The sequence below is a fragment of the Halorientalis salina genome (assembly GCF_005049285.1).
In the GTDB taxonomy this organism is placed as follows: Archaea; Halobacteriota; Halobacteria; order Halobacteriales; family Haloarculaceae; genus Halorientalis; species Halorientalis salina.
The window spans coordinates 16,398-40,642 of the sequence record NZ_SOSC01000017.1 but is presented as its reverse complement, the minus strand read 5'-3'; the positions used below and the strand labels follow the sequence as shown (position 1 = coordinate 40,642).

The window sequence follows — 24,245 nt, the reverse complement described above, 5'->3', positions numbered from 1 at the left end:
TCGCCACCTCCGCTGTTGGAGCGGCTGATCGACGATGCACAGAAGATCCACAAGCAACGACCGATCTTACAGGAGACGCTCGCTACCGCTACGCAACCGAGGTGTGAGGCTTAGCTAAAGACGAATGCTGTAGAATCATCTTAGACCCTCGGTGTAGCCTCAACACCACCGATTTGAATCCCGAATCAGTGCGCTAGAAAGACGAGTACATCGACGAAACTGTCTGAAGTAAAATCCACGTTCGGGATTATGTGTGCTGAATGCGTATGCATTGAGAGCTCCAGTCTCAACTTCTGCGCGACCGCCGTCCGGACCCGGTTCCGAGAATAATCGCGAGACTGCAAGCAGATGGCTTGCTACACAATCTGCATAATGTACAATGCGCACGAAATCTGAATGGTGAGGGAAATCACCCAAATCCAATGTTAGTCGTTCGTAGCTTGCTCGCTCAGCATCTCCACAACTTCCTGAACACGTTCCTCATCGGCTTCGATACCACGCTCCCGGAGGATCTGGAGGGCGACCTCATCACCGTGGTCCGCAATTACCCGGAGACACGCATCTTGAAACTCTCTTCCCTCAAATTCGGGAACATCAAACATAGAGCACGCAGCAGTTACCGATGATCGCATCCGGGTGACGCCATTCCACGTGTCCTCCCGGACATAGAAGCCGTGCATATCGGTCTCATCAAAGGAGAAGGCCGGTCCACCGGTGGATTCGTCCACATCCTCCTCATCCTGCTCAGGAATGGACTCAGTCTCCGACTCTGTGTCCTCAGGAATTATCTCTTCATCCGGTTGCGGTTCATCCTGGGTGTCAGTACGTTCGTCGTCATCCGATTCGGCTCCTTCCTCCGTTTGTTTGAGCTGTTCAGCGACGTCCCCGAAACGGTCGTCCTCATTAGGCATGGCTGTGTTCCTCCACGAGGTCCGCTAAGTGGTCGAAATTCGGGATCTGGTCGCAATCTTCGTCGAACTCCGAGACCGGCATTCCTTGCTTGAACGCGCGAGAAATCGCGGTCCGTTCGCGAATCCCTGGCTTCGGAATACTATCGATGGTGCGTCCCGAATCATCAAGGGCATCGAACATCTCCGGATCCACACGAGCGTACTCGGGGACGAATGAACCGAACTCCCGGTTGAGATTTTCAACGAGAGTCCGATGCTCGTTGCGTTGTCCCATTGTTTCGCGAATCATATTCGGAGTGACTGCGAGGATATCCAACCCGATATTCTGCCGGATTGGGGAGATCTGGCGTTCAATCATCTTATTGAGGCCGTTGATCGAGCCAGCACGCGGGATTAGCGGGATTATGACGCGCTGGACGGCGATGAGGGCGTTGTCGGAGAGTTTCCCACGGCCGCCTGCGGCATCAATTATCACGTAGTCGTATCCGTTTTGAATGAGCGGATCGACAACGTTCCGTCGAAGCTTCACGTCTGCGAACCGTTCGTCCTTCAGCCTCGTCTCGACGTTCTCGAGCTCGTTACTCGACGGGAGTAGGTGAACGCCGAAGTCCGTCTCGATAAGCAGGTCTTCGGGGTCCTCACCATCGATAAGGGCGTCACCGAGGTTCGCATCTCGGTCGTACGCATCGTCGTATCCCAACTGGGTCGTCATGTGCCCGTCCTTATCCAGATCCAATAGTACCGTCTCATGGCCACGAGCAGCGAGTCGATCGGCGATGTTGAGCGCGATCGTGGATTTCCCTACCCCTCCCTTGAGCAACGAGACAGCTGCTCCGGGGAGCCCTTCAAACTCGTCAGCACTCATAGCTCAGCACCCCCGTAAGAAGCGGATTTTGTACATTTTGTAGGTGATGTGCATTGGGCAGATGTTGAAGGTTGCGCGAGTTTTGTCGATAATGTACGTTTTACACTGGTCATACGCGGTTAATGAAGCTCGTCCATCTTAATTCTGTGTCAGACAGATTGCGTACGCCATCTACACAATCTACATTTTGTACATTACGTAGATTGTTGGCACAATCTCAATTGGCATAATCACCGTCGACCCTACGCAATCTACATAATTTAGATTATCAGCATTTCATACGTATTCATCGCGATCTTTGCCACCCACACTAACCAATTGAAGAAGCCCAATTTGCATTATCTACATTATCCACATTATGCAGATTGGCTATGAGATCTACATTCTTCAGTCATTCAATGGGAGAGTCCTGAGTGATAGAACTCAGACAGAGCCATTCTACCCCGCCCTCTAGTAAGACTTTTAACTGTTACCAGATTATTGGTAACCACCAGATGTATGAGGTACTCGACGACACCGCGGCGCAGGTCATCCTCACCATCGAGAGTGATGACTCCATCCGCCGTGTCGCCCAACACCTCCACACACCGTACGAGACGGTGAGACAGGCCGTCAATCGGCTGGAAGACGCAGGCTACGTTTCCTATGACGACGGCCTCACTGTAGTCGACGAGCGCGTACGCGACGCAGCGCTCGATCTCGTCGCTGCCAGCGCCGGCGTCAGTCCACCCTCCATCGAGGAAACGTACGTCATCCCACAGTTCAGTGACTGGCCGTTCGCATTCACGCGAATCGACGCCGTCTACGTGTGGACTCAGGGCGGCTACCAGGTCGGTCGCGAGCCCAACGACTATCCACTATTCCTCGCTGTTCGTGAGCAGGACGTCGACGCCTGGGAGACGTTTTTCGAATCGTTCGACCTCCCGACCGCATTCGAACGACAGCCCCGAGACGAGCTTAACGGACCGCTACAGATGGTCCTCGAGCCACGCCCGTCACTCGACATCGAATACGTCGAGGGGTACCCGGTGATACCGAGAGCAGAGACGATCGAGTACATGCGCGAGAACTACGCCCAGTTCCAGTCGGCGCTGGCGATGCTCGATCGGATGTACGAGGACCTCGACCTCGGCGTCACGTATCGAGAGACCGAACGGGCGCAGCCATGAGCTTCAACAACCGAAGTGACGCGCTCATCGAACTGCTCGAAGAGCTCACCAAAGAGGGCCACGAGTACGTTCTTGTTGGCGGCTACGCTGTCTCAGCCTTCAATGCTCGCTTCTCCACGGACCTCGATATCGTCGTCGCGCCGGATTCCAAAGCTGACTTCGTCGAGTTCCTCGAACAGCGGGGATTCGAGAAAACGGACAGCCACGCCAAAGAATGGTTCTACGACACCGAAGTAATCGAGTACGAGAAGCGGCTCACGCCGCAGCAGCCGATCGGCTTCGATCTCCTGGTGAACGGACTCGGGTGTCGCCAGACGGAGGCACAGTGGTCGTTCGACTACCTGTACGACCACAGCCACCAACAGGAGGTGAGCGGAGGCACAGTGACGACGACGGCCAGAGTCATCGATGGGGCCGTCCTCGTGGCGGCAAAGCTCCACAGTGGCCGAGAAACGGACCTCCGAGACGTCCTGGCAGTGGCTGAAGAGATCGACCTCAACGCTGTCACGCCCCATCTGCGGCGAGGGGACGACAATGCCCTACGGGAGCAACTTGAGCGTGGACTGGATATCTTGGAGAGCGACGAACTCAAGCACGGATTTCGGAGTGACTTCGGGGCCTCAGCTGTCTCAGAAGAAACGGTCACCGCTCTCCAAGAGTATCTGTCTGCACAGATTGACCACCTGAGCTGAATCGGTCGGGACTCCCTTGACCAGAAGTGAAGATAAGGCCCTTCAGCGGTGCTTGCAGTCAGTCAAAAAAAATTGGAGGGGCGGTGTCAGTCGACCGTCGCTAACACACGGACGTCCGTCTCTGAATGTTGTTCCCGTTCAGTCCGAGCACCGTGCTCGCGGAGGAACTCATCGATACGGTCGGCAAGGGACTCCGCATCCTCCCTATCGACGTGGACGATCAGCGTCGGATGCTCCTCATCGCTGTTCTCAATCACGAGCGAGACATCCTTGAACTCGTCCGGCTGTCTATACGCCTCGAACTCATCGACGACCTGGTCGGCCAGGTCGTCGAGTACCTCAATAGGTTCCTTTGTCATAGATTGAATTTCGGCTTTGGAAGGTTGTGCCATCAAGAACGAACGGAAAGGGCGTGACGTGACTTTTAGAATCATCTCAATCAGACAAACTTGAACGGAGCCTTCTCACACCGATGGTTTACCGAGAAGGAAGCTGGCTCAGAGAGAACAGTTAGACCGCCCGCGGATCGTTATCGACGATGCTCGCAAACGCGACATTCTTCTGAACTTGTTCAACTTCGACGGTTGGCTCGTCGCCGGGTTGAGCGCCGGGAACGATCACGACGTAGCCACGTTCGACTTTTGCGATACCATCGCCCTGATCGCCGACTGTCTCGATAGTCACATCACGTACTTCGCCTTCCTCCACGGGAGGTCCGGAGGAAGAATGGCTCGCAGTCTCACGAGAAGGGGGTCTCTGTGACTCCTGTTGTACTGACGACTCCGTCGAGACAGAAGATTCCAGAATCGCTACGCGATACGTTTCGTCAGCTGATAACGCTTCATAGTCGATTTCATTCGAAGGTACCTCCACTATGTACGTCCCATCCTGCACTTTAATTGGAGCACTGAACAGAGAGCGAAGGGAGCTGGGAATTTCGACCATTGAGTTTCTAGTGCTCAGTATCCACGAGATAAGTAATTTAAACACTATGTGTTAGCACTAGCTCTCGAAGAGCCGCCTTATCGAGAGGGGTAATATTGTGACGAGTGCCATCATCGGTGTAGAAAATAGACGCAGTGACCGGCCGATCGGGATATTTGTCAGCGACGACATGGTAGTAGATACTGAGCTGTTTCCGGTATTCATCTTCTGCGTGCGTTGTGAGATCGGTTTTGTAGTCAATGATCTCAATACGGTCAGATGTCACGTGGAGCAAGTCGATGATGCCGCCGATCGTTACCTTCTCGCCGTCGACGGTAAGTGGAAGGAACGCATCGATCTCGGCTCTCGTCTCACCATCGAGTGAGTCGAATAACGCCATCACGTGCTCCTTGTCAGGGTTATCGCCGGTTTCGACTGCTTCACCGAGAACATACCGTTCCGCAAACTCGTGGACGTCTGACCCGAACTCCATTCCCCGGCCGCCGGTATTCCCTTCGAAGACTGCGTCATCGATGAAGGTGTGTGGTGAGTAGCTTGCCGGTCCATCAGGCTCCGGAATATCGACCGTGTACGTCGAATGATCGCGGGGTTCTGGGTCGAACGCAGATAGGTCGGGGTCGACATCTTCGACATCAACGGGGAGTGCATCGAGGAACGAATTCGGGTCAGTACCGCCAGTCAGGACGAGGTGGCTCTCAGCGCGCGTGACAGCCACATAGAGGAGCCGACGCTCCTCGTCGTAGTTCTGTGGGAGGCAGCGATTGAGAACGTCTGTCTTCCAGTTGTCGTAGACGTGTGGGACGTTGTGTGCGTCCTCTGAGTACACCTTCCGCTGACGGAGGCCAATCGGGTCGGTGTAGGCGATATCGCTTCCGCTGCCACCGGAGGACGGGAATTTGTTAGCGTTCATATTTGCGAGGATGACGATCGGGTATTCGAGCCCTTTCGTCGCGTGGATCGTTTGGACAGTCACCGCGTTCGTCCCAGCCCCGACGTCGACGTCGTGTGTACTGCCGTCCGCGATCGCCTCCTCGATGAACCGAATCAACTCTCCCCGGGTGAATGTCGTCTTCCCGTGAACCGACTGGATAGTGTCGAGAACGACATCCGCGGTCGGACCGCTTCGACCGTACCGGTCGAACACACGCCGAGCGACGCCGCCAAACGTCTCCATCTCACGGAGATTCTCTCGGAAGGCAACCATCGACTCGGGATACGCCTCCCGGTCTATGATCGCGTCAGCCTCGTCGATTGTGTAGCCGGCCTCCTCGAGGACGAGCGTCCAGCCCCGGTCGGCGTCGCGTTCCAGAATTCGTAGCCACGCTAACAGCAGCTTCGCGGCGTCGGTCCGGTAGACCTCGATCCCGCCCTCGTAGGCCATCGGCAGACCGAAATTGCTTGCCGTATCGAGCAGATCTCGACCGAAATCACGGGTACGCGTCAAGACAGCGATGTCGCCGTATTCCGGAGCGCGATACGTGCCGTCATCACCTTCGACGGCGTAGGCGTCGTTGTCGACGATCGCGTCGATCTTCGCGAGGATCGCCTCGTGTTCGTCCTCGCTCGTGAGCGCCTCGATGTGACTGTCGTTTCGGTCCGTATCGGCGTTTAGAGGGGTGAGTTTCTCGGAGATAGTCTCCACATCAAGTGACTCGCTTTTCGTCGCAGGGGATGTCAGCGCGTGCGTAGAGAAGTCCAAGATTGACTGCGTCGACCGGTAGTTCCGCGTCAGTTGCTTGCCGTCAACCGGGGTCGTCGGGAAGGTGACTCGATCAGCGTCTCGGTTCAGCTCCTCAGCGAATCGTTGGAGTCGGTCGTCGAACTCACGGATGTTGTCGACGTCGGCGTACTGGAAACTGTAGATACTCTGTTTCCAGTCGCCGACGACGCAGATGTTGTTCGTGCCGGCCAGAAGGAGCATGAGCTTGAACTGGATCTCACTGGAGTCCTGGAACTCGTCGACCATCACGTACTCGTACCCCAGATGCTCCCGGAGGTCGTGGTCTTCACACAGGAGCACGAACGCAAACAGCTGAAGGAATCCGAAGTTCAGGTAGTTCCGCCGGAGCGCGAACTCGAGGTAGGAGTGATAGACGTCGTGGACGAACTGCTTGAGTGCTGTTCGGTCGTCCTCAAAGACACATTCGGCAACGTCCAGCGGGACCTGCTTGCCATCGCCCCGGATCTCCCATTTTGCGGGCGCCTCCGGGAGGTACGTCTTGTCCTTGCCATACCTGTTGAGCTTCTCTTTGAGCTTCGATTGCTTGCTCCCGCCGTTCCGAGGTTGGTTTCGGTCGGCAAACAGCGTCTCGAACGCCTCGAAGTCGCCGTCAAGGTGTGACTCGCCGTCCCGGTACCAGCCGTCCTCGACAGGGAACACGCCCTTCGCGGATAGTTCCTTGATCAAATCGAGCAGCTCCGTCGTCTCCGAAAGCGCTGTGAAGAACTCGTCATCCTCCGGACGATTGTCGATGAACTGGCCGATGAACTCGCGAAACAGCGCCTGTTCGATGATGTCGTCTTCGATGATGCGCGTCGATCCAGTGATCGTCTCCTCGAGTCCGAGATACGTCGGCGCGTCGTGCCCGTGCTCGTCGAGGATATCGTGTGCCAGCGAGTGGAACGTCTGGATCGGCGCGTTCGACAGCTCGCGCATTCCGTACTTGCTGTGGCGCACGATCCGTTCACGCATCTCCTCGGCCGCGTTGTTCGTGAAGGTCACCAACAGGATGTCGGACGGGTCCACCCCCTCCTGTTCAACGATGTTCGCGTACCGGCGAGTGACGGTGAACGTCTTTCCCGTGCCGGCACCCGCGTCAACGAGGTACAGTCCGTCGATGGCCTCGATGAGTTCGCGTTGCCCCGGGTTCGGTTCGACACCGCTCATCGCTCGCCCTCCAAGAGTAGGTCCCGGTTGTCCACCCGCCGGTAATTCGGCTCGCCAGCAAGCCCTTCGATCGGGAACGGTTCGTCGCCGGCACGGCGCCGGTTGAGCTCCGTCAGTCGCTCGTCGACAAACGATTCGAACGCATCAAGGTCACTTTCGAAAAACGCACCCTTCTGTCTGTCAGCGATCTTCCGCATGACCTGCTTGCTTCCCGTTGTCACGTAGTTGTACGGGCCAATTTCGGCTTCGAGCCGCTCGATCATCGTCTGGCCGAACTCCGACTCGATGAGCTCGTCGCTGTCTGTCGTCTCAACGAAGGGTGCAGCATCGAAGAGGGCGGCGTACGTCTGGTAGTCGATCTTGGAGAGAATCTTCTGGCACTTTTGCGCGCCCTCCTCGCGGAGATACTCGAAGAATTCCTCACGTTGAACGTGCTTTGTAAGTGATTCCGGGGAGTATGTCACTGTGGTCAGTGCGTCGTCGAGGGCAACATCGCCAGCGATCACGTCGTCGACAAGTTCAGTGACGTAGAAGAACGTGAACGAGAGCTGCTCACTCGGTGTCTGTGATCGCCAATAGGTGAGATAGAGCAACGCCTGAAAGTCCGGTTCGTCTGTCGGCTCGTTGATCGCGCCGTGTTTGACGATCGAGGCGGCACTCTTCTCGCTGCCACTCTTGTAATCAAGGAGCGCCGTCGGCGACTCCACGAGGTCGATCATTCCGTTGATTCCCAGTTCCTTGTCAGTAAACTGGCGTTCAGTCACGGGAGCATCGACGTCCCGGCCAAAGTGGGCAGCGATGGCGTTGTCACCGCCGCTGGATGGCGTGAGAAACGCCCCGTCAGTCGGCTGGTTTGCATCGAGATACGAGACGATCGTTTCGAGACTCGCTCGGTATTCTGTGCGACGGGTCCGTTCATCGACGGAGCGGATCAGCGGGCGGACTTCATCGAGTAAGAGGTCAACGATCTTTGTGAGTGTCTCCTCGTCGACGGCATCCGGGTGGTTAACATAGAATTCTGCGAAGTCATGGAGCAGGGTCCCCTCAGTGAGATGTGCTTTCTCCGGGGCATCGACGATCCGACTGAAGTAATAATCCCTCGGTGAGTTCACGTACGTGTTGAGACTCGATTTGCTGATTGTCTCGATCGGATCATAAGACACGTCTACCGATTCGTTCTCGAATCTATCACCGGCTTTTGCTGCGGATTCGAACTGATGCTTCGTTGAAGGTAAATCAGAGAACCGATCGTACTCCGCCTCGAGTAGCTCTTCGAAGTACAGACACGGCGTGACAGGTGATCCGCCGGTCGCGTCTTGAACGAGATAGTGTTGCTGACTCCCGCTCTGTAACAGCAACTGGAAGCTCTTGAGATTCCGCGTGAACTGGGCGTCTTGATCAACCCACGGACGTCGCGGTGCCGAATGTGTCCACCGGTCGTCGAGGCCCAGGTAGAAGACAACCTCGCGCCCTACGTACGACGCCGACTTAGCGTCGGCAAGTAGTACACCTTCGTTCTCTCGTTCGACGGGTACCTCATAGGTTTGCAGATAGAACGACAACTCGTCAACTCGCTCTTCTGTGACGGGCTCGTCGGCGATGGCGAGTGTCTCCAGTTCCGCGCGAAAGGCATCAAGCGTGTCGTCGAAGCGGCGTTCAAACGCGGAGAGTGCGTCCAAGAACGTGTGCTCCTGGACATCGTGACAGAAATCGATCAACCACGAGAGCTCTTCATCGTCGAGTTCGTGCAGTCGCTTGTCTGCGTCGCAGTCATCGACTCCGCAATCGAGGGCCGTTAACAGCGACCGAATCTCGCTTACTCGGGTATCAGTCCCGCGGTGGGCAGTCCGAAGGAAATGGAGGAACAAGCGGTGGTCGCTGCGATCAGTGAAGCCTGGTCCGCCGAAAAACGGGATGTCGGCCGCTTCGAGCGCGGACTCGATAAGCGGCGAGTACTCGCTTTCCTGATCGAGAACTATCCCGACGTTGTCAGCGTTTGCGTCGGAGACTGAATCGACGACCGCCTCAACGATCGCCGTCGGCGAGTCATGAATTCGGAACGGGGGGAGTGCGAACTCCGTGTCAGTAAACAGATCGACCGTATCGTACTCGGCAGGCAGATACGATCGTTCGAGTTGGGTAAGCATTTCAGGTTCGACGACAGCCACATCAAGGTCCGGACTGATGGTCTCGTTCGTGAGCTTCATCGAGGGTGTCTCGAGCGCAGAAATTCGATCGACGGCGCGTTCGGTGGCGTCGTCGACATAGGCGTCGTACTCGAAGATAGCGTCGTGTGACCCTTGGTGTTCCCAACACTGGAGGATGTTACCGACAGCGTAGGCGCACCGTTTCCAGGAAATGTCCTCGTTGGCGATCATGCCGAGAAATGCAAGGCGGTCCTCAGACTCTTGGCGGCGACCGACCGCGAGGCGACGTGGTGGGATGGCAAACGGACCAAGATGTGGCCGATCGAGGTGGCGGTTGAGGGCACTCGCGAGCGGCCCGTCCGGGGTGATCACCCGGTCGTACGGTTGAACCTCTTCGTAGAGTTGGCATAGCGATTTGGCGCGAGGAAATGGCACGCACAGAGACAGTCAGCGATGTCGGTTAAATCTTTGTTAGAATACCATACCCTCTGATCGGCTCTGTTGAATCCGCAGACAGCGCGGGGATCGAGGTTGAATACACGGCCATCAGGCTCCAGTGCTAACGGATCCTCACACGCGAACAGTCAGCCGATTATACATCCACCGTGCTTGGCGACGGTTTTAGTGTATCCAGCGCCCATAAATCCGTGTATGAGTGACGATTCAGGCAACGATTCTAGCAACGATTCTAGCAACGATTCTTCGAACGACACGTCCTCCGGCGACAGCGGCCGTGACGCACTTGCCGCCAACAAAAACCGGCGTGCTGATGGCGAACGCTATCAAGCCGCCAACAGCGCTCAAAAATCCGGCAAACGCGAGACCAAACGTCGCGAGAATGCTGGCATAAAAGACACGAGCAGCTCGGACTGGGAAACCCACGAGAAAAGTGCTGACAAGAAACCGTCCGGTGGCAATGAGGTTCCCTCAGCCGACGAAGTATCGATCCCCAGCAGCGTTGACCCTGATGCACCCTCGAACTCTAGCGGAGACCAATCCGACACATCCAGTAGCTCTGAGAGCAGCGAATAACCTGGAACACGAATGGCCAGCCTTCCGGGTAACGCGATCTTCTACGCCGTCCTCATAGCCCCAGGCTTCGTCGCGGTGATGACCGCCGTTTCGCTGGCCGCGATCGAGGACGACATCAAACAGTTTGTCCTGCTCGTCTGGAGCCTCGTGTCCAGCCTCTTGATCGACGCCCTGTTTATCGGCGCGTACCAGATCTTCGTCGAGCCTATTACCTCGTACTCGCAGTTCCAGGGCATCCTGTTCAATCCCGCGTTCCGTATCGGGTACATCCTCGTCATCTTCGCGGTATCTCTGTTCGTCGGCGTGCTGTACGCTTCTGCCATCCTCATCGATCTTCCGGGTATCATACGGGGCATCATTCAGGCGAAGATGCAGGTGTCGTACTCACGGCGCCAGCCGTGGGAGGATTACCTCAAACACGCCGACCAGGTGATGGTCAAGACCAGTGACGACCAGTTGTATATCGGCGATGTCTCCGGGTGGAGCCGTGTCAACCGCCAGAAGGAGCTCCGTATCACCGACCCGCACCGGTACAACGAGAAGGAACAGGAGTTCGAGCCGGTCGGTGGGCCGGAACAGCTCTTCCTGAATGATGATATCCAGCGCATCACCGTGTTGAAGACCGACCAGATCCTCTCGATCCGGGAACGGGTCTGGGGTGGGATGGTTGCGTTTGGGAGCTGGCTCGATCCTAGAGAGAGTTGGATCGATCCCAGGGATTCTGGCAACCAACCCGATCCTGACACAGAGTAGGTCCCCGCGAGCAAACCCAAGGGAAGTGAATGAAGAAGCGTGGGAATTCATTACCCCAGCACTAATCGTTCTGATCAACACCAATGTCTGCTAAGGGCCATCAGACACAATTCGATATATCTGAATTTGAGACTGAAATAACTGAGGCGGAAAAATCAGCAGTTATCAACGCGATCTCCGACGCGATATCCCGCCTTCGCGACCAGATCAAAGACGATACCCTCGAGTCCATGCTCCGGGCAGAGCCCGGCTCCTACCAGCTCCGAGGAGACTTCACCAAAGACGCTCTCGATCCCGAACCCCTCACACAAGGCGTCATCATAGAACCATTCCTAGACGCGCTCGGACACCAAAACTACGGGTGGGAGGCAGGCGACCTCTCCGATAAACGCGGAGAACAAGCCGACTATGCGGTCTCCCTTCGAGATGTCGAGAACGTTGATTCCACACGTCTCCTCATCGAGGCCGAACCGATCAACAAATCACTGACCAACACGCGCGGACACGGCGTCGACCAGGTCAAAAGCTGGCTCAGCCAACGCGAGTTCCAGACCGATTTCGGGTTCGCAACTGACGGTATCCGCTGGATCTTCATCCGGTACGACCCAGACAGCTACACCCACAACACGATCGAGCACGTGGACCTGCAACCGGTGTTTCTCAAGCTGTTCGAGAACACGGTCGGAGAGAACCGGCCGCCGGCTGAGGCGCTCAACGATGAGGAAGAGGCACTAGTCGAGGACCTGATACGGACATTTGCATTCGACAACTTCGTCTCGATCATCACGGACGCCCGTGAGGTCATCAAAGAGAAACAAGAAGCAATCACGGACGAGTTCTACGATGACTACGTCCGCCTCGTGTTCGGTATCGGCGCAGAAGACGACGAAGAACGCCGATCAAGAAGCCTCGTAGGCGGGGGCATCATACCCCCGGAACAGGCCAGCGGTGATGATGTCCGCCTGTTCTCAGTCCATCTCATGAATCGGATGATCTTTGTCAAATTCCTTGAAGACAAGAAGATCGTCCGCCCCGACCTGTTGAACACGCTCAAGCAGGTCTACGACGACGGGATGTACCCGCAAACCTTCTACCAGACCTTCCTCGAACCACTGTTCTATGACGTGTTCAACGTCAAGCCCGAGAACCGCGAGTCCCAAATAGACCAGATCGATCCCTTCGAGGGTATCCCGTATCTGAACGGCGGCCTGTTCCGCCCGGAGCTGAACGGCTCCGATGAACTGGACGAGCGCGAATTTAACGTCCGGGACAGCGTCTTGATGTCCATTATAGAACTACTTGAGCGGTACCAGTTCTCCGCAGATGGCGGTCCCACAGATATTGACCCCAGCGTCCTGGGCAACGTGTTCGAAAAGACGATCAACTACATCACAATCGACGATAAGAACAAAAACAAGGAACTCGGCGCCTACTACACCCCCAGCGAGATCACCCGCTTCTGCGCCGAAGAAACCGTTCGCCCCGCCCTGCTGGAATTGTTCAAGACTCACTTACAGGAGGAGTGGGGATGGCGCCAAGCAGAACTTGATCACTACGACCAATTATATGACCTTATCGACGCACTCACAGAGAACAAAGACCTGATCACGGGGTTGCTTGACGAGCTCAACGAGTTTTACGTGGTCGACCCTGCCTGCGGCAGTGGCCACTTCCTCACCTCCGTCGTCGAAGAAATCGTCAACACCCGGCAAGCCCTCTACGCCCAGATGGGGTCACACCCCAGCCGCCACCGCCTGAAAACGACCACCGTCCAGAACAATATGTACGGGGTCGACATCATGGACTCCGGTATTGAGATCACAAAGCTCCGCCTGTGGCTCTCAATCATAGCTGAACTCCAGGAAGACGATCTAGATTCACTCAGTCAAGAGGAACTCGCGCTGCCCAATATCGTGTTCAACATCCGCCAAGGCAACAGCCTGATCGGGTACCTCGGGTTCCCGGATGAAACCGATGACGGGGAATACACATTCGAAAACTGGTCGGACGACAGCGTCGAGCGCCGATACAAGGACATCATCGACGAGATCAACGCGTACCAAGAAAGCAGCGCATTCCCTGAAAAGGCAGAGGAGCACCGCCAAAACGCGAAAGACCTGCTGAAGGAGTACCGCTCCGATCTGGACAACAAAACCGTCGACCAGTTCCGCGCCTTCACCGAGAACGTCACCGACGAGGACGTTCGGGCTCACGATACCTTCCACTGGGTGCTGGAGTTCGCAGAAGTCTTCGCTGACGAGGGGTTCGACGTCGTCGTAGGGAACCCGCCGTGGGACGAAATCAAAAGCGATCGCAAAGAATTCTTCGTCAAATACGACCCCGTGTTCCGCAGCCTGCCTACTCACGGGATGGACGAGCGCCAAAAAGAACTCCTGGAGGACGAGGACATCAAAAACGAGTGGGAAACCTACCAGTCCCGGGTAGCCCAGCTGGGAGACTACTTCAAACACAGCACGGAATACGAATACCAGCAACCCGAAATCGACGGCAGAAAACAGCCTATCGCGAACAATCTCGCCGCGTTGTTCCTCGAACGGATCTACGATCTCGTTCACGACGGCGGCTATGTCGCACAGGTCCTGCCGGACATCATCTTCAACAACGCGATGGGGAAGGATCTCCGGATGCACCTACTGAATAATACCTCCGTGCAGTCACTAGTCGGATTTGAGAACAAGGGAATCTTCGACGGGCTGCACGACCAGTACGTCTTCCGGCTGCTCACATTCCAGAACACCGGGGAAACCGATTATCTGAACGGGATCTCACGGCAACACGACGTCAGCATCCTGAACAACATCGGGGAACACACGTTCAAAATCCCGAAAGAGGTGCTCGCTGAGTACTCACCGGAGGTCCGGTTGTTCCCGATAATACGGACCGAAGAAGAGCTCGGGGTGATCAGCAATGTGGTTCAACACCCGTCTGTCGGCGACCGGATAGACGGAGCCTGGAACTCTGACCCGTACTACGAGATCAAGAAAGGCCCTGACAACGACCGCATCACCGACTCAGAAGATATCGGCGACTACCCCGTGTACCAGGGCAAGAACATCTACCAGTTCATCCACAACGATTCAATCCTTGACGATATCGAAGACATCGAATACTGGAGCGTGGAGGACGATACAGACACCGTCAAAAGCGCCAAGCAGCGCGTCCGGGAGAAGAACCTCGGTAATCTCAAACGGTCTCTGTACTACGCCTTCGGCGGGGATGAAACGAGCCAGTCCCAGGTACAGTTTGTTGACGACCTGCTGAAAAAGCACCGTGGCGAACCGCTCTCAGAGGATGACGTGAAACTGGACTGCACCGATTACCGGATCATATACCGGTTTATCACGAACGCCACCAACGAGAGGACGTTCATTGCGACGGTCATCCCGCCGGGCATCATCAACCTTCACTCGATCTACACGATCCGGCCGTTCGAAATTAATCCGTCAAAGGATGATCTGGCGGAATCACCATTGTGGCCAGTATATGAACCAGCGTTCACGGATGAGGAGATGATGGCAGCAACAGGCTTGTTGAACAGTATCCCATTCGACTTCATTATGCGTACCAAGGTGAACAAGGAGATCTACCAGTACACGTTCAAGGAGACGCAGGTTCCCCGGTTGACCGCTGGCGATGAATGGTTCGAGTACATCTGGACGCGTGCTGCCCGGCTGAACTGCTACGGTGAGGAGTTTGCCGATCTGCGTGAACGTCTTGGCGGGGGTGACCCAGTAACCGACGTTGACGAGCGCCAAGAATTGCAGGCAGAGATTGATGCGGCCGCGTTCCACGCGTATGGGCTGAATTCGGCTGAGACTGAGTTTGTGCTTGAAGACTTCTATAAGGTGAATAGTCCGCGCTTGATGACAGACGAATACTTTGAATCTGTGTTCGAGAAGTTTGAGGAGTTGGCTGAGACGGCGCCGACCGCCGAACATTCGTAGCTCCGAACGTTCGGAGGTCTAACCCCCTTAGTTCGAGTGAAAACTCGTCCCGTAGATCACTCAGACGGTTCACCCGCTTCAGACAATTCCTCCTCCGTCGCTTCCGCTGGATCATTCAGAAACGTGTTCTGGTACTCACCGTTAACGACCCGGTGCGCACGGACCTCATAGTTCAGATGCTCCTGGCCGTACTCCGATCGATTCGGCGGATCCTCCACGTACCGGAAACACTCAACGAAGACCGTGCGTGGATGCAGCCTCTCACGCTGATTCAACTGGATGACGTCCACAGTGTTCCAGACATCCCAGTCCGTCTCCTCAACAAAGCGGTCGATCAAGTCCTCCAGGTACTCTTCGCTGGCCTCGTAGTTGGCCGCCCCACCAAGTTCGGCATCATACGTATCGTGATGAGGCGCCTGATCATCCAGTCGAGACGGCACCACCGGCGCCGACACACCGTGTTCATCTAACGTTTCCTCGACCTCTGCCCGGAGATCATCATCAGCTCCCGGCGAAAGGATGACGCGATTGGTCAGGGCATCCATATCCGCAGACAGGTTGACGTGCGACAGATTGTCCGGCCTGCTCTCAGGTGGCATCTCTTGGCCGTCCGTCCTGATTATCGGATTGCCGCCCCGATTAGTGAGCACCCGGAACCCCTGCTCACCGTCGAACGTTCGATGTTTGTAGAAGTACAGGGCGTACGGAATCCCTGTCGGCGTAAATTCCTCCTCGTAATCCAGGTACCGGACGATGCCCATATAGTGATCCTCTTGGTCGGGCGCAAGGAACTCCTCTATCTGACTATATGTGGTCTCGATCGCCACTCTTCGGCCATCCGCGTACGTATCCCAAATCTCGGGGTCCTCATCTGTCCCGAGCCGCCAACAGCTCGCGTAGTAATTCTCACGGGCAGCTTCACGGGCCTGTTCGATCCCCGCGGCAAGATCCATCTCTTCGCCGTTGCTGAGCGTCATCGACTCGGTTCGCTCCGAACGGTGCCTCTCGTGTTCACGGGCTGGCTCAGAGGCCTGGCCCTCGCGTTCTTCGTACCCCTCGGCTTGGCCGGCGCGGAACCCGTTTTCGAGTGTGTCGGCGAAGTGTCGAAGAGGCTTGTAGCGCCGGACGATCATCTGGTCTGAGGGTATCATCCACTCGGTGTTTTTCCCGGTGACCGGGCGGCGGGAGGAGTCGCCTGATGTCATTTCCTTCGAGTTATCCTGTTCACTACTTGTAGGCCACGACGATGAGCCCGGTACGAACATTCGGTGTCACGACTTTCGAGGAGCGAAAACCAGTCGAAGAGCGTCCCCAAAAACAACTGGTTATCGTGGCTATCGAGAAGGGTGTAGCTATTATATACTCAGGGATAGGAACCAAAAAGAAACAATCCATATCTTTGATATCGTAGAATGGGAACCGCATTAGTGAGTGGGTCTTGAGTGTTTCCGGAAAAGCTGTTTTCCGCAGTCAAATTTGGGGGACAGCAAAGCGATAGCGATGACTCTTCACAGCAGTAAGAGCTTTTCCGGAAACAACCCGGTCAGGCTTTTATGACCGGACTCAAAATCGGTCTATCAGAAACAAATGATTCGCGATGCTCGCGTGCTACGGGCCGGGTTCGTCCCTCGGGAAGTTGAGCATCGCGACGCCGAAGTCAACCACCTCTCTAGCGTCCTCGAGCCCATCACGAACGGTGAACCCGCCGACACGGCCATCGTTACTGGGCCTAGCGGCGCCGGCAAGACCTGCATCTCGAAGTTCGTCACTGAACGACTCCGTGAAGAGATTCTCGACGTCGAGATCACCTACGTCAACTGCTGGCGCAACTACACCCGGTTCCGCACGCTCTACCAGATCCTCGACGATCTCGGCGCCACCATCGACATCCACCGCCAGTCGACGCCGCATGACGAACTCGTCGACCGCCTCCAGCAACACGATGGCCCGCTAACGGTTGTCATCCTCGACGAGGTCGACCAGCTGGATGACCCTAGCGTCATCTACGACCTCCACAGCCTCCCGCAGTTCGCGATCATCTGCATCGCGAACAAGGAAGAGGAGCTGTTCAGCCGCGTCGACGACCGCCTCGTGAGCCGCCTGCGCTCCAGCGAACACGTCCGGATGGACAAGTACCACGACGAACAGCTGTACGACATTCTGAGTGCGCGGGCGAAGTGGGGACTCGATGAGGACGTCATCACCGACGACCAGCTCTACCGCATCGCCGACGCGGCCGCCGGCGACGCACGCCTCGCAATCGGCATCCTTCGAACGGCCGCCGGCAAGGCCGATCGCGAGAACCACGAGCGCATCACCGACGATATTCTCCTGGACGCCGCCGAGGATGCTCGGGCCCAGATCAAGCAAAAGAGCCTCGACTCGCTCACGCCGCACCAGCGCGTCGTCTACGACATCGTTCGCGAGCACGGCCCGGTCGGGCCGAGCGATATTCACGAGCGCTATACCGAGGACGTCGATGACCCACGGACGAAGCGGACTATCCGCACGTACCTCTCGAAGATGGAGCAGTACAACCTCCTCGAGGCGGAGGGGACGAGTCGGGATCGAGAGTACTCGCTCGTCGATTCGGCAGCTGCGTCGCCGATGCAGTGACCGTGACGCCGTCAGCTATCAGGAACTGAACTCGCCGAGGCCCGATTGCTCGTGGTCCAGCGGCTCGATGACCTGGGGATCGTCGTTGCCGGGGTTGTTGACCCGCGTCGAGATCTCGTAAGCGTCTAGATCGTCCTTCGGATACGGCTGGCACAGTTCCTTGCGGGTGTCCGGATCTGCGGCGAGCCAGTCCGATTCCGCGTCCTGCGGGAGGACGACCGGCATCCGATCGTGGATGGAGTTCATCAAGTCGTTCGGCCCCGTCGTGAGAATCGTGACGCACGAGATCGTCTCGTCGTCGCCCTCCCAGACATCCCAGAGCCCGGCCATCGCGAAGGCAGAGTCGTCTTCGCGGTAAATCCGGTAGGGCTGTTTCGACCCGCCGTTCGGCGATTTCCATTCGTAGAACCCTGACGAGGGGACGAGGCAGGGACGTGATTCCCACGCCCGCTCGAAGACGCGTTTCTCGTCGGCAGTCTCGGAGCGAGCGTTGATGATGCCTTCCTCGGGTTCATCCGCCCAGAACGGAATCAGCCCCCAGTGGTAGGCGTCGAGCTCGTCTGGAGCCTCGTTCGTGATGATGTGTAGGTCGTCGCCAGGCGCGATGTTGTATCGAGGTGTGTACCCGCCGTCCGTGACGACCTCGGCGTCGAAACGAGCTTCGAGGTCGGCCTGGTCGATGAAGAGCGAGTTTCGACCACACATACCGAGGAGTTTGGAGGGAGGCATCTTCAACGTGGTCACGGAGAACCATCGACGTGGTCGGCCAGTATTAACCAACACACTGGACGTACAAACGCTGTGTTGGTTAACGGTGTGAGTACTGGCGGAGTTTAACTTTAGAGGTCGAGTGAAACCCACAAAAAGTAACAGGAGAGACGTACTGAATACAGAGAAGTATACAGAATATCACAACAGATGAACGCCATGAGTGGCAAGACCGACGACTATCGGACTATTATTCGCCTTATATCCTCTAGAACGCAATCGATAGCAGTGATAACCCTGATACTCTACGTTATTGGTCGTCGTTGAGCGCGACCAAGTTCTCGCGCCCGATGCGAAGTTTTTCTACAGAGTCTTCATCCGCCATGTTCCCGATGACACGCGACGTTTTCGATGCAGACCAGTCGAATTCCTCGGCAATCTCCGCCTGCCGCATCCGTCCGTCATTAGCTTCGAGGAGATCAATAACTCGCTCCTCGTCCGTCATAGCGGCTCCCGATGCAGTCCCTCCGGACGCTGTCTGTTGCGTCGACGGCTGTGACTCTCCAGCCTCTGTCGCGGCTGCACCCTGCCCGCTGGTTCCACTACTGCGTCGACGATACATCACGGCTGCCACGATCCCGACGAGGCCGATGACGATCAGCAATACGAGTACGGGGAGACCAAGAGTATCGAGGAACGAACCGTCCCCAGTCGGTGGTGAGGAGTCTATCGGCCCGTCTGAATCGGTCGTGGCGTCAGTCTGGTTCGGAGCCGGAGCAAAGACGACCGTCGGGTTGGTATCGTCGAAATCCTCCCGACCGTCCCACGCCACCATATCACCCTCCTGACTGTCCGGCTGCGGGTCGGTACGGACTATCTCGTGATCCATCGGGGCGATAATCTCGAGCGTGTCACTTTCCGCGATGAAAAAGCCGCCCTGGAAAACGTCACCGACGACTACTTGCCCATTCTGCTGGGCTGCAAAGTTCGTCCAGGTGAACTCGTAGGTGACGATCCCCCATTGCCGAGGAACTTCCTGAACGCTCGTTGAGGCAGTGAAGTTCGTTGCTCGCATCTGGCGTCCGGTCGCATTTGCCGCATCGGCGACCGTTCCTTGCATTCGAGTCTGAAACGGGCCGAGATACTGTGTCGTGTTGTCCCTGAATTGCTCCTGAAACGCAGCATACTCGTCCTCGCGCTGCTCGGTGTCGAGGCGGGTTCGAATCTGGATCGTCCAGTGTGCTGAGCCGTTCTCGTTCACCTCGATTCGGGTGACGGTATTGTCGACGTCAGGCTGAGACTGCTGGGCGACAGCGTCACCGGCTGACATCGGAACCAGGAGCCCACCAACCAAGAGACCGAGAAAGGCTACCAACAGCAGCGGAGCGACTCTTGGTATGGCCATTCGGATACGGAATCGTTCCACTAGAACCCGTATAAAGAGTTTGTTTTCCCCAAACGGGGTTGTGTGGCCCTGTCCGACAGTAGAGAACGCATCAGCGGGTGTCTGGTATTTGCGGTATACGAGGTTCTGACTCAGGCAGCTGAATAGTCGTTAATCAGGATGTTACTGGTTGCTACCGCTAGTTTCACCGGTAACTTCGCTGTCGTCACTAACGGTGAGTTCACCGTCGGTCTCGACGTCGCCATCGACCATACTGCCCTCCGTGATTTGGATATCGCCGTCGGATTCGACGTCGCCGTTGACGGTACTGTTGGTGATTTCGATAGCACCGTCCCCGTCGACCTGGCCTTCGACCTCGCTGTTGATGATGGTGATCGCACCATCAGCTTCTACTTCGCCTTCGACGCGACTGTTCTCGACAGTTACGTCCCCTTCAGCGTCGACTGACGCGAGGACCTCTGCTTCTTCCTCGATACGCACGTCCCCATCAGCAGTGACCGATTCGTTCCTCGTTTCACCCGAGATAGTCGTTGCCGCACTACTACCGATACACCCCGCGAGCCCTACTGTTCCTGCAGCGACAGCACCAGCCACCAGCTTGAGATGCCCTCTACGCGAGACTCGCTCAGTCATCGGAGTCATCCTCCTCTTCGTCGTCTTCACGTTCCTCTTCTTCCTCGTCCTCATCTTCCTCGTCGTCTTCACTCTCCTCCTCGTCGTCTTCTATGTCGTCACGCTCGTACTCGTACTCCTCTTCGAGGAGAATCAGCGAGCCGTCCTTGACGGTGTAGTCCAGTTCGGCTTCGAAGTTCTCTCCCTCAAGCTCGATCTCGAGTTCCTCGCTGGGGTCGATATCGAAGGTCACTGTCCCGTTCGCATCCGTCGAGCCGTCCATCTCCTCGTCGTCGGAGTCCGCGTAGACGGAAACGTTCTCGACGGGCTCGCCGCGATCAGTCACGCTGACCGTGACCGTTCCGTTGTCGGCCACCGCGTGTGCGTTCACGTTCTCGACAGTCGTCTCGGTCGCGTCACCGGACAGTGCCTGGGGACCAACGCCCGAAACGGCGGCACCGACGCCGCCGACAGCGAGCAATGCTGCGAGGCCAACTGCGATGATCTGTGTGGATGCCATTGCACTCACCCCTCGAAGGGGAATGCCAATAAACCGACAAGACGTTCGCAGTGATTTGCAGGGTACAACTGGGCAGGAACGATACAAACGAGTGCAAACGGCCGAAAACCACGCCCAATATCTCGCCAGTTTATGTGCGTCTAGGCTGTATCGCTCGCTAATGACGAATCGAACGGCACTCTGGCCCATCCTGCTCACGGTCCTCATCGTGGTCGGGATGGCCGTCCCTGTCGTGGCACTCTCGCCGAGCGCAAGCGAGGCAACCACGAGTGAAACCACAGAGACGACAGCTGCCGCGTCACCGCAGTCTCCCCAAAACAACTCGAGTGTGAACGTGACGGTCGGCCCCCAGCTCTCGACGGTCATCAGTGTCTCGAGTGAGGACGTACAGACGGGATTCGGAAACACCGCCTTCGAGACCTCGTTCGAGAACGCAAGCGAGGAACGGCGAGCCGAAGTCCTCGCAGAGCGGGCGGAAGAACTCCGGAATTACGCCGAATCGATCCGTGAGGACTACGAAGAAGCCACGGAGGCATTCGAAGACGGTGAACTCACCAAATCCGAGTACGCCCAACGCCTCGCGACGCTGAACGCTCGTGCGACCAATCTGCTCGACAGCTACGAGCAGTTCACCAAGCGGGCAGCAACCGTCTCTACGGACGAACTCGACGCCGCCGACGTCGACCAACCCGCGCTCAACAGGTCCGTCGAGAATCTGAGTCGCGTGACCGGTCCCGGGACGTCCGCCCTTCTCAAGCAGTTCACCGGCGAGGCGGAGGGTGAAATCGAACTGGAGACCGAGAATGGGCTCTCGATCGAAGTCGAGAGCGAGGATGGCGAGCGCTCCCGCGAGTTCGAACGCCCACGCGACGACGACGATAGCATCTCTGTGAGTGAGACGAACGCCCTCGAGACGGCACGCGCAGCACTTTCGACGACCGACGGCGGCGATTGGGTACTCACCGAATCGGAGACTGATCGGGACGAGGGGAGCTACGAGTTCGCGTTCTCGCTCCGGAACGCCGCGAACGTGACGGGCGAAGCAGAGGTCTCGGTCGACGGCTCGTCGGGGAGAATCTTCCTCCTCGAAGAAGAGATCGAGGTTGATGACGACGAGACCGATCGGGACCTGACGATAGTCGTCGCTGACGGAACGCCCGGACCGAACGAGCAGGTCACCCTCCAGGTTCTCGCGAACGGCAACCCGGTCGCGAACAGCACCGTCTACCTGAACGATCAGCAGGTGGGAACGACTGACGCAAACGGCACGGTGGAGGTGACGTTGCCCCTCTCCGAGGAGGTGGAACTCAGGGCCCAGAGCGACGATTCCGAGGCCGAACTGGACATCGAGTTCGACGAGGAGATCTCCGAGAAGCTGACTGTGGACGCGATACTTGAGGACGAAACTGTAACGGTGGCCGTTACCTACGACGGCGATAGCGTTAAGAACGCGTCTGTCACTGCGAACGAGCGCGCTGTCGGTGCCACAAATTCGGACGGGACTGTAGCGTTCACGATCGACACGAACGAGACTGAGGAACTCGAGCTTGAAATCGCCAAAGAGGGGTTCGAAACTGAACGGACATACATCGTTCAGGATGGAGATCTTACCCAGGAGGATAATGATGAGGACGAAAGCTAAACGTCTCCACAATAAGTGAGTCGTTTCGACTTAAGCGTGGTACAGTCGAAATAGTTTGACACAATCCAAGTAATCCCCTGTGCTAATCCGTCCCTCCTTCTCAAACGGGTCGTCATCGATATACGCAACCGAGACACACTTGAGATAATAACTTATCTGATTATTTTATATATCCACTGTAGAATCACTCTCGCACATTTACTCGCTCATCACGCTAATGAGTGGGTCGCGCTTTGTATTCAGCACAATATCTGAAATAGATCATCGCTTGAAGAATTCAACAAGATCATTCAGGAAACCTTCTCGGAAATAGTCGAACGATAGTAGAAATCCGTTGCCTGAGTCCGGTTCTACATACCTTCCAGCCCTTCCCTGAAACGCGGAAGCGCCACGCCGCGGCTTATCGGGAACGTAGACAACTAGTCAAGTATGGGAGAACACACAACGCCGAACCGATTGGCGGTGGACCAGCCGACACGGGGAGCTGACCGCAATCGGTCCCTTGCTGACCAGGCCGATCCGTCTACGGACGAGATGTTGTTGCCGTCACTCGGCAACGGAATCACGCTGCTCGATGTCGAGGGGGGCCGTGGCGTCCCGATCCTGCAGTCGCTCGTACTCGACCATCTCCTCCTGCACGACGGGCCCGCCTTCTGGATCGACGCAAATGGTCACGCGACGACGACGACACTCGCCCAAATCGCCCCTAGTCAACGATTGCTCAACCGAATCCACGTGGCACGCGGATTCACCGCCTACCAGCACTACGGCGCCGTCTGTGGTCTCCCGTCAGCGGTGAATAAGGTAATCCAGTCGTCCACCGCCGGTTCTGGGGCGGCCGGTCGAGGGGAACCAAGTCGTGACGAGGACACGTCGCCCCACACGCCCGCCCTCATCGTCGCGCCGGCCGTCGACGCCCAGTACCGCGCCGACGATACTCTCGGCGAAACCCACGCGAAAACCATCCAGGCCCGAACTCTCGCCCGGTTGGCGAGCTACGCCGAGGGGTACGACATCCCGGTGCTCGTTACGCGAAACGAACGAAACGAATTCACCGAGCCAATTGCGACGGTCGCCGACCACCACCTGGAGTGCGAGCAGACTCGGATGGGGCCACGGGTCGTCGGCAAAGACTTCGAGACGCTCGTCTATCCCGTCGACGACGGCGCGTACTACCAGACGACGTTCGCGTACTGGCGGCAGCTGCTCGCGGCACGCGCCACGCAGGTCGGCGTGGAACCGACAACGCCGACGCCGTCGACGCCGGCTCCGGAGGGTGTCGGGACGGGCATCACCGCTGACGGTGAGACAGTGGCGGCCACTGCGGACCCCTTGCTCGATGCGTGGACCGCGACCGGGACAGGAGGCCGATAGCG

At 56.9% G+C, this 24,245-nt stretch carries 19 protein-coding genes; 8 read left to right on the top strand and 11 right to left on the bottom strand.

Annotated features, from left to right (window positions below; all coding sequences use genetic code 11):
* Positions 1-425: 425 nt before the first annotated feature.
* Both E2481_RS18000 and E2481_RS17995 read right to left on the bottom strand, forming a co-directional pair.
* Positions 426-911: a hypothetical protein gene (locus E2481_RS18000; RefSeq protein ID WP_004594450.1), complete on the bottom strand. Its 486-nt coding sequence runs from the start codon at positions 909-911 to the stop codon at positions 426-428.
* Positions 904-1,776, bottom strand: a complete 873-nt coding sequence (locus E2481_RS17995) for a ParA family protein (protein ID WP_136718545.1) — start codon at positions 1,774-1,776, stop codon at positions 904-906. Before E2481_RS17995 ends, E2481_RS18000 begins: the two co-directional genes overlap by 8 nt.
* Before the next feature lie 494 nt (positions 1,777-2,270).
* Here E2481_RS17995 and E2481_RS17990 point away from each other — a divergent pair, with 494 nt between their 5' ends.
* Positions 2,271-2,945, top strand: a complete 675-nt coding sequence (locus E2481_RS17990) for an RNA polymerase subunit sigma-70 (protein ID WP_136718544.1) — start codon at positions 2,271-2,273, stop codon at positions 2,943-2,945.
* Positions 2,942-3,637 (top strand): nucleotidyltransferase family protein, encoded by a 696-nt coding sequence (locus tag E2481_RS17985; RefSeq protein WP_136718543.1) that lies wholly within the window; start codon positions 2,942-2,944, stop codon positions 3,635-3,637. The genes E2481_RS17990 and E2481_RS17985 overlap by 4 nt, the downstream gene beginning before the upstream one ends.
* 86 nt (positions 3,638-3,723) lie before the next feature.
* On the opposite strand, the gene E2481_RS17980 is transcribed toward E2481_RS17985, so the two are convergent.
* From E2481_RS17980 to E2481_RS17965, 4 genes are all read right to left on the bottom strand, one after another.
* Positions 3,724-3,996, bottom strand: a complete 273-nt coding sequence (locus tag E2481_RS17980) for a hypothetical protein (protein ID WP_136718542.1) — start codon at positions 3,994-3,996, stop codon at positions 3,724-3,726.
* A 151-nt stretch (positions 3,997-4,147) separates the two neighbouring features.
* A complete protein-coding gene (locus E2481_RS17975; RefSeq protein WP_136718541.1) occupies positions 4,148-4,582 on the bottom strand; it encodes a TRAM domain-containing protein in 435 nt (144 codons plus the stop codon).
* Between the two features lie 37 nt (positions 4,583-4,619).
* Positions 4,620-7,469, bottom strand: a complete 2,850-nt coding sequence (locus E2481_RS17970; RefSeq protein ID WP_136718540.1) for a UvrD-helicase domain-containing protein — start codon at positions 7,467-7,469, stop codon at positions 4,620-4,622.
* On the bottom strand, positions 7,466-10,051 hold the full coding sequence (locus E2481_RS17965; protein ID WP_136718539.1) for a PD-(D/E)XK nuclease family protein: 2,586 nt from the start codon (positions 10,049-10,051) through the stop codon (positions 7,466-7,468). Before E2481_RS17965 ends, E2481_RS17970 begins: the two co-directional genes overlap by 4 nt.
* Positions 10,052-10,267: 216 nt before the next feature.
* On the opposite strand from E2481_RS17965, the gene E2481_RS17960 reads away from it, so the two are divergent.
* The 3 genes from E2481_RS17960 to E2481_RS17950 all read left to right on the top strand — a co-directional run bounded on the left by E2481_RS17960 (position 10,268) and on the right by E2481_RS17950 (position 15,366).
* Entirely contained in the window at positions 10,268-10,648 is a 381-nt protein-coding gene (locus E2481_RS17960; RefSeq protein WP_136718538.1) for a hypothetical protein, read from the top strand.
* Between the two features lie 12 nt (positions 10,649-10,660).
* On the top strand, positions 10,661-11,401 hold the full coding sequence (locus tag E2481_RS17955; protein ID WP_136718537.1) for a DUF6338 family protein: 741 nt from the start codon (positions 10,661-10,663) through the stop codon (positions 11,399-11,401).
* 83 nt (positions 11,402-11,484) lie between these two features.
* Entirely contained in the window at positions 11,485-15,366 is a 3,882-nt protein-coding gene (locus tag E2481_RS17950; RefSeq protein WP_136718536.1) for an Eco57I restriction-modification methylase domain-containing protein, read from the top strand.
* Positions 15,367-15,422: 56 nt separating this feature from the next.
* Here E2481_RS17950 and E2481_RS17945 read toward each other — a convergent pair whose 3' ends face one another.
* A complete protein-coding gene (locus E2481_RS17945; RefSeq protein ID WP_136718535.1) occupies positions 15,423-16,571 on the bottom strand; it encodes a hypothetical protein in 1,149 nt (382 codons plus the stop codon).
* A 382-nt stretch (positions 16,572-16,953) separates the two neighbouring features.
* Between E2481_RS17945 and E2481_RS17940 the strand changes: the two genes are divergently transcribed.
* Positions 16,954-17,982, top strand: a complete 1,029-nt coding sequence (locus tag E2481_RS17940) for a Cdc6/Cdc18 family protein (RefSeq protein ID WP_136718534.1) — start codon at positions 16,954-16,956, stop codon at positions 17,980-17,982.
* Positions 17,983-18,000: 18 nt separating this feature from the next.
* Here E2481_RS17940 and E2481_RS17935 read toward each other — a convergent pair whose 3' ends face one another.
* The 4 genes from E2481_RS17935 to E2481_RS18800 form a co-directional block, all read right to left on the bottom strand.
* Positions 18,001-18,687: an SOS response-associated peptidase gene (locus tag E2481_RS17935; RefSeq protein WP_136718533.1), complete on the bottom strand. Its 687-nt coding sequence runs from the start codon at positions 18,685-18,687 to the stop codon at positions 18,001-18,003.
* Between the two features lie 313 nt (positions 18,688-19,000).
* Positions 19,001-20,020 (bottom strand): helix-turn-helix transcriptional regulator, encoded by a 1,020-nt coding sequence (locus E2481_RS17930; RefSeq protein ID WP_250137880.1) that lies wholly within the window; start codon positions 20,018-20,020, stop codon positions 19,001-19,003.
* A gap of 237 nt (positions 20,021-20,257) precedes the next feature.
* A complete protein-coding gene (locus tag E2481_RS17925; RefSeq protein ID WP_136718532.1) occupies positions 20,258-20,800 on the bottom strand; it encodes a polymer-forming cytoskeletal protein in 543 nt (180 codons plus the stop codon).
* On the bottom strand, positions 20,721-21,227 hold the full coding sequence (locus E2481_RS18800; RefSeq protein ID WP_169302492.1) for a hypothetical protein: 507 nt from the start codon (positions 21,225-21,227) through the stop codon (positions 20,721-20,723). Before E2481_RS18800 ends, E2481_RS17925 begins: the two co-directional genes overlap by 80 nt.
* Positions 21,228-21,387: 160 nt before the next feature.
* Between E2481_RS18800 and E2481_RS17915 the strand changes: the two genes are divergently transcribed.
* Both E2481_RS17915 and E2481_RS17910 read left to right on the top strand, forming a co-directional pair.
* A complete protein-coding gene (locus tag E2481_RS17915; RefSeq protein ID WP_136718531.1) occupies positions 21,388-22,869 on the top strand; it encodes a DUF7096 domain-containing protein in 1,482 nt (493 codons plus the stop codon).
* Positions 22,870-23,298: 429 nt separating this feature from the next.
* Entirely contained in the window at positions 23,299-24,243 is a 945-nt protein-coding gene (locus E2481_RS17910) for a hypothetical protein (protein ID WP_370628424.1), read from the top strand.
* The last annotated feature ends 2 nt before the right edge of the window (positions 24,244-24,245 follow it).

Coding starts and splice junctions, on each gene's coding strand:
- E2481_RS18000 (WP_004594450.1), bottom strand. CDS start 911: ATGCCTAATGAGGACGACCGTTTCGGGGACGTCGCTGAACAGCTCAAA.
- E2481_RS17995 (WP_136718545.1), bottom strand. CDS start 1,776: ATGAGTGCTGACGAGTTTGAAGGGCTCCCCGGAGCAGCTGTCTCGTTG.
- E2481_RS17990 (WP_136718544.1), top strand. CDS start 2,271: ATGTATGAGGTACTCGACGACACCGCGGCGCAGGTCATCCTCACCATC.
- E2481_RS17985 (WP_136718543.1), top strand. CDS start 2,942: ATGAGCTTCAACAACCGAAGTGACGCGCTCATCGAACTGCTCGAAGAG.
- E2481_RS17980 (WP_136718542.1), bottom strand. CDS start 3,996: ATGACAAAGGAACCTATTGAGGTACTCGACGACCTGGCCGACCAGGTC.
- E2481_RS17975 (WP_136718541.1), bottom strand. CDS start 4,582: ATGGTCGAAATTCCCAGCTCCCTTCGCTCTCTGTTCAGTGCTCCAATT.
- E2481_RS17970 (WP_136718540.1), bottom strand. CDS start 7,469: ATGAGCGGTGTCGAACCGAACCCGGGGCAACGCGAACTCATCGAGGCC.
- E2481_RS17960 (WP_136718538.1), top strand. CDS start 10,268: ATGAGTGACGATTCAGGCAACGATTCTAGCAACGATTCTAGCAACGAT.
- E2481_RS17955 (WP_136718537.1), top strand. CDS start 10,661: ATGGCCAGCCTTCCGGGTAACGCGATCTTCTACGCCGTCCTCATAGCC.
- E2481_RS17950 (WP_136718536.1), top strand. CDS start 11,485: ATGTCTGCTAAGGGCCATCAGACACAATTCGATATATCTGAATTTGAG.
- E2481_RS17945 (WP_136718535.1), bottom strand. CDS start 16,571: ATGACATCAGGCGACTCCTCCCGCCGCCCGGTCACCGGGAAAAACACC.
- E2481_RS17940 (WP_136718534.1), top strand. CDS start 16,954: ATGATTCGCGATGCTCGCGTGCTACGGGCCGGGTTCGTCCCTCGGGAA.
- E2481_RS17935 (WP_136718533.1), bottom strand. CDS start 18,687: ATGTGTGGTCGAAACTCGCTCTTCATCGACCAGGCCGACCTCGAAGCT.
- E2481_RS17930 (WP_250137880.1), bottom strand. CDS start 20,020: ATGTCAGCCGGTGACGCTGTCGCCCAGCAGTCTCAGCCTGACGTCGAC.
- E2481_RS18800 (WP_169302492.1), bottom strand. CDS start 21,227: ATGGCATCCACACAGATCATCGCAGTTGGCCTCGCAGCATTGCTCGCT.
- E2481_RS17915 (WP_136718531.1), top strand. CDS start 21,388: ATGACGAATCGAACGGCACTCTGGCCCATCCTGCTCACGGTCCTCATC.
- E2481_RS17910 (WP_370628424.1), top strand. CDS start 23,299: ATGGGAGAACACACAACGCCGAACCGATTGGCGGTGGACCAGCCGACA.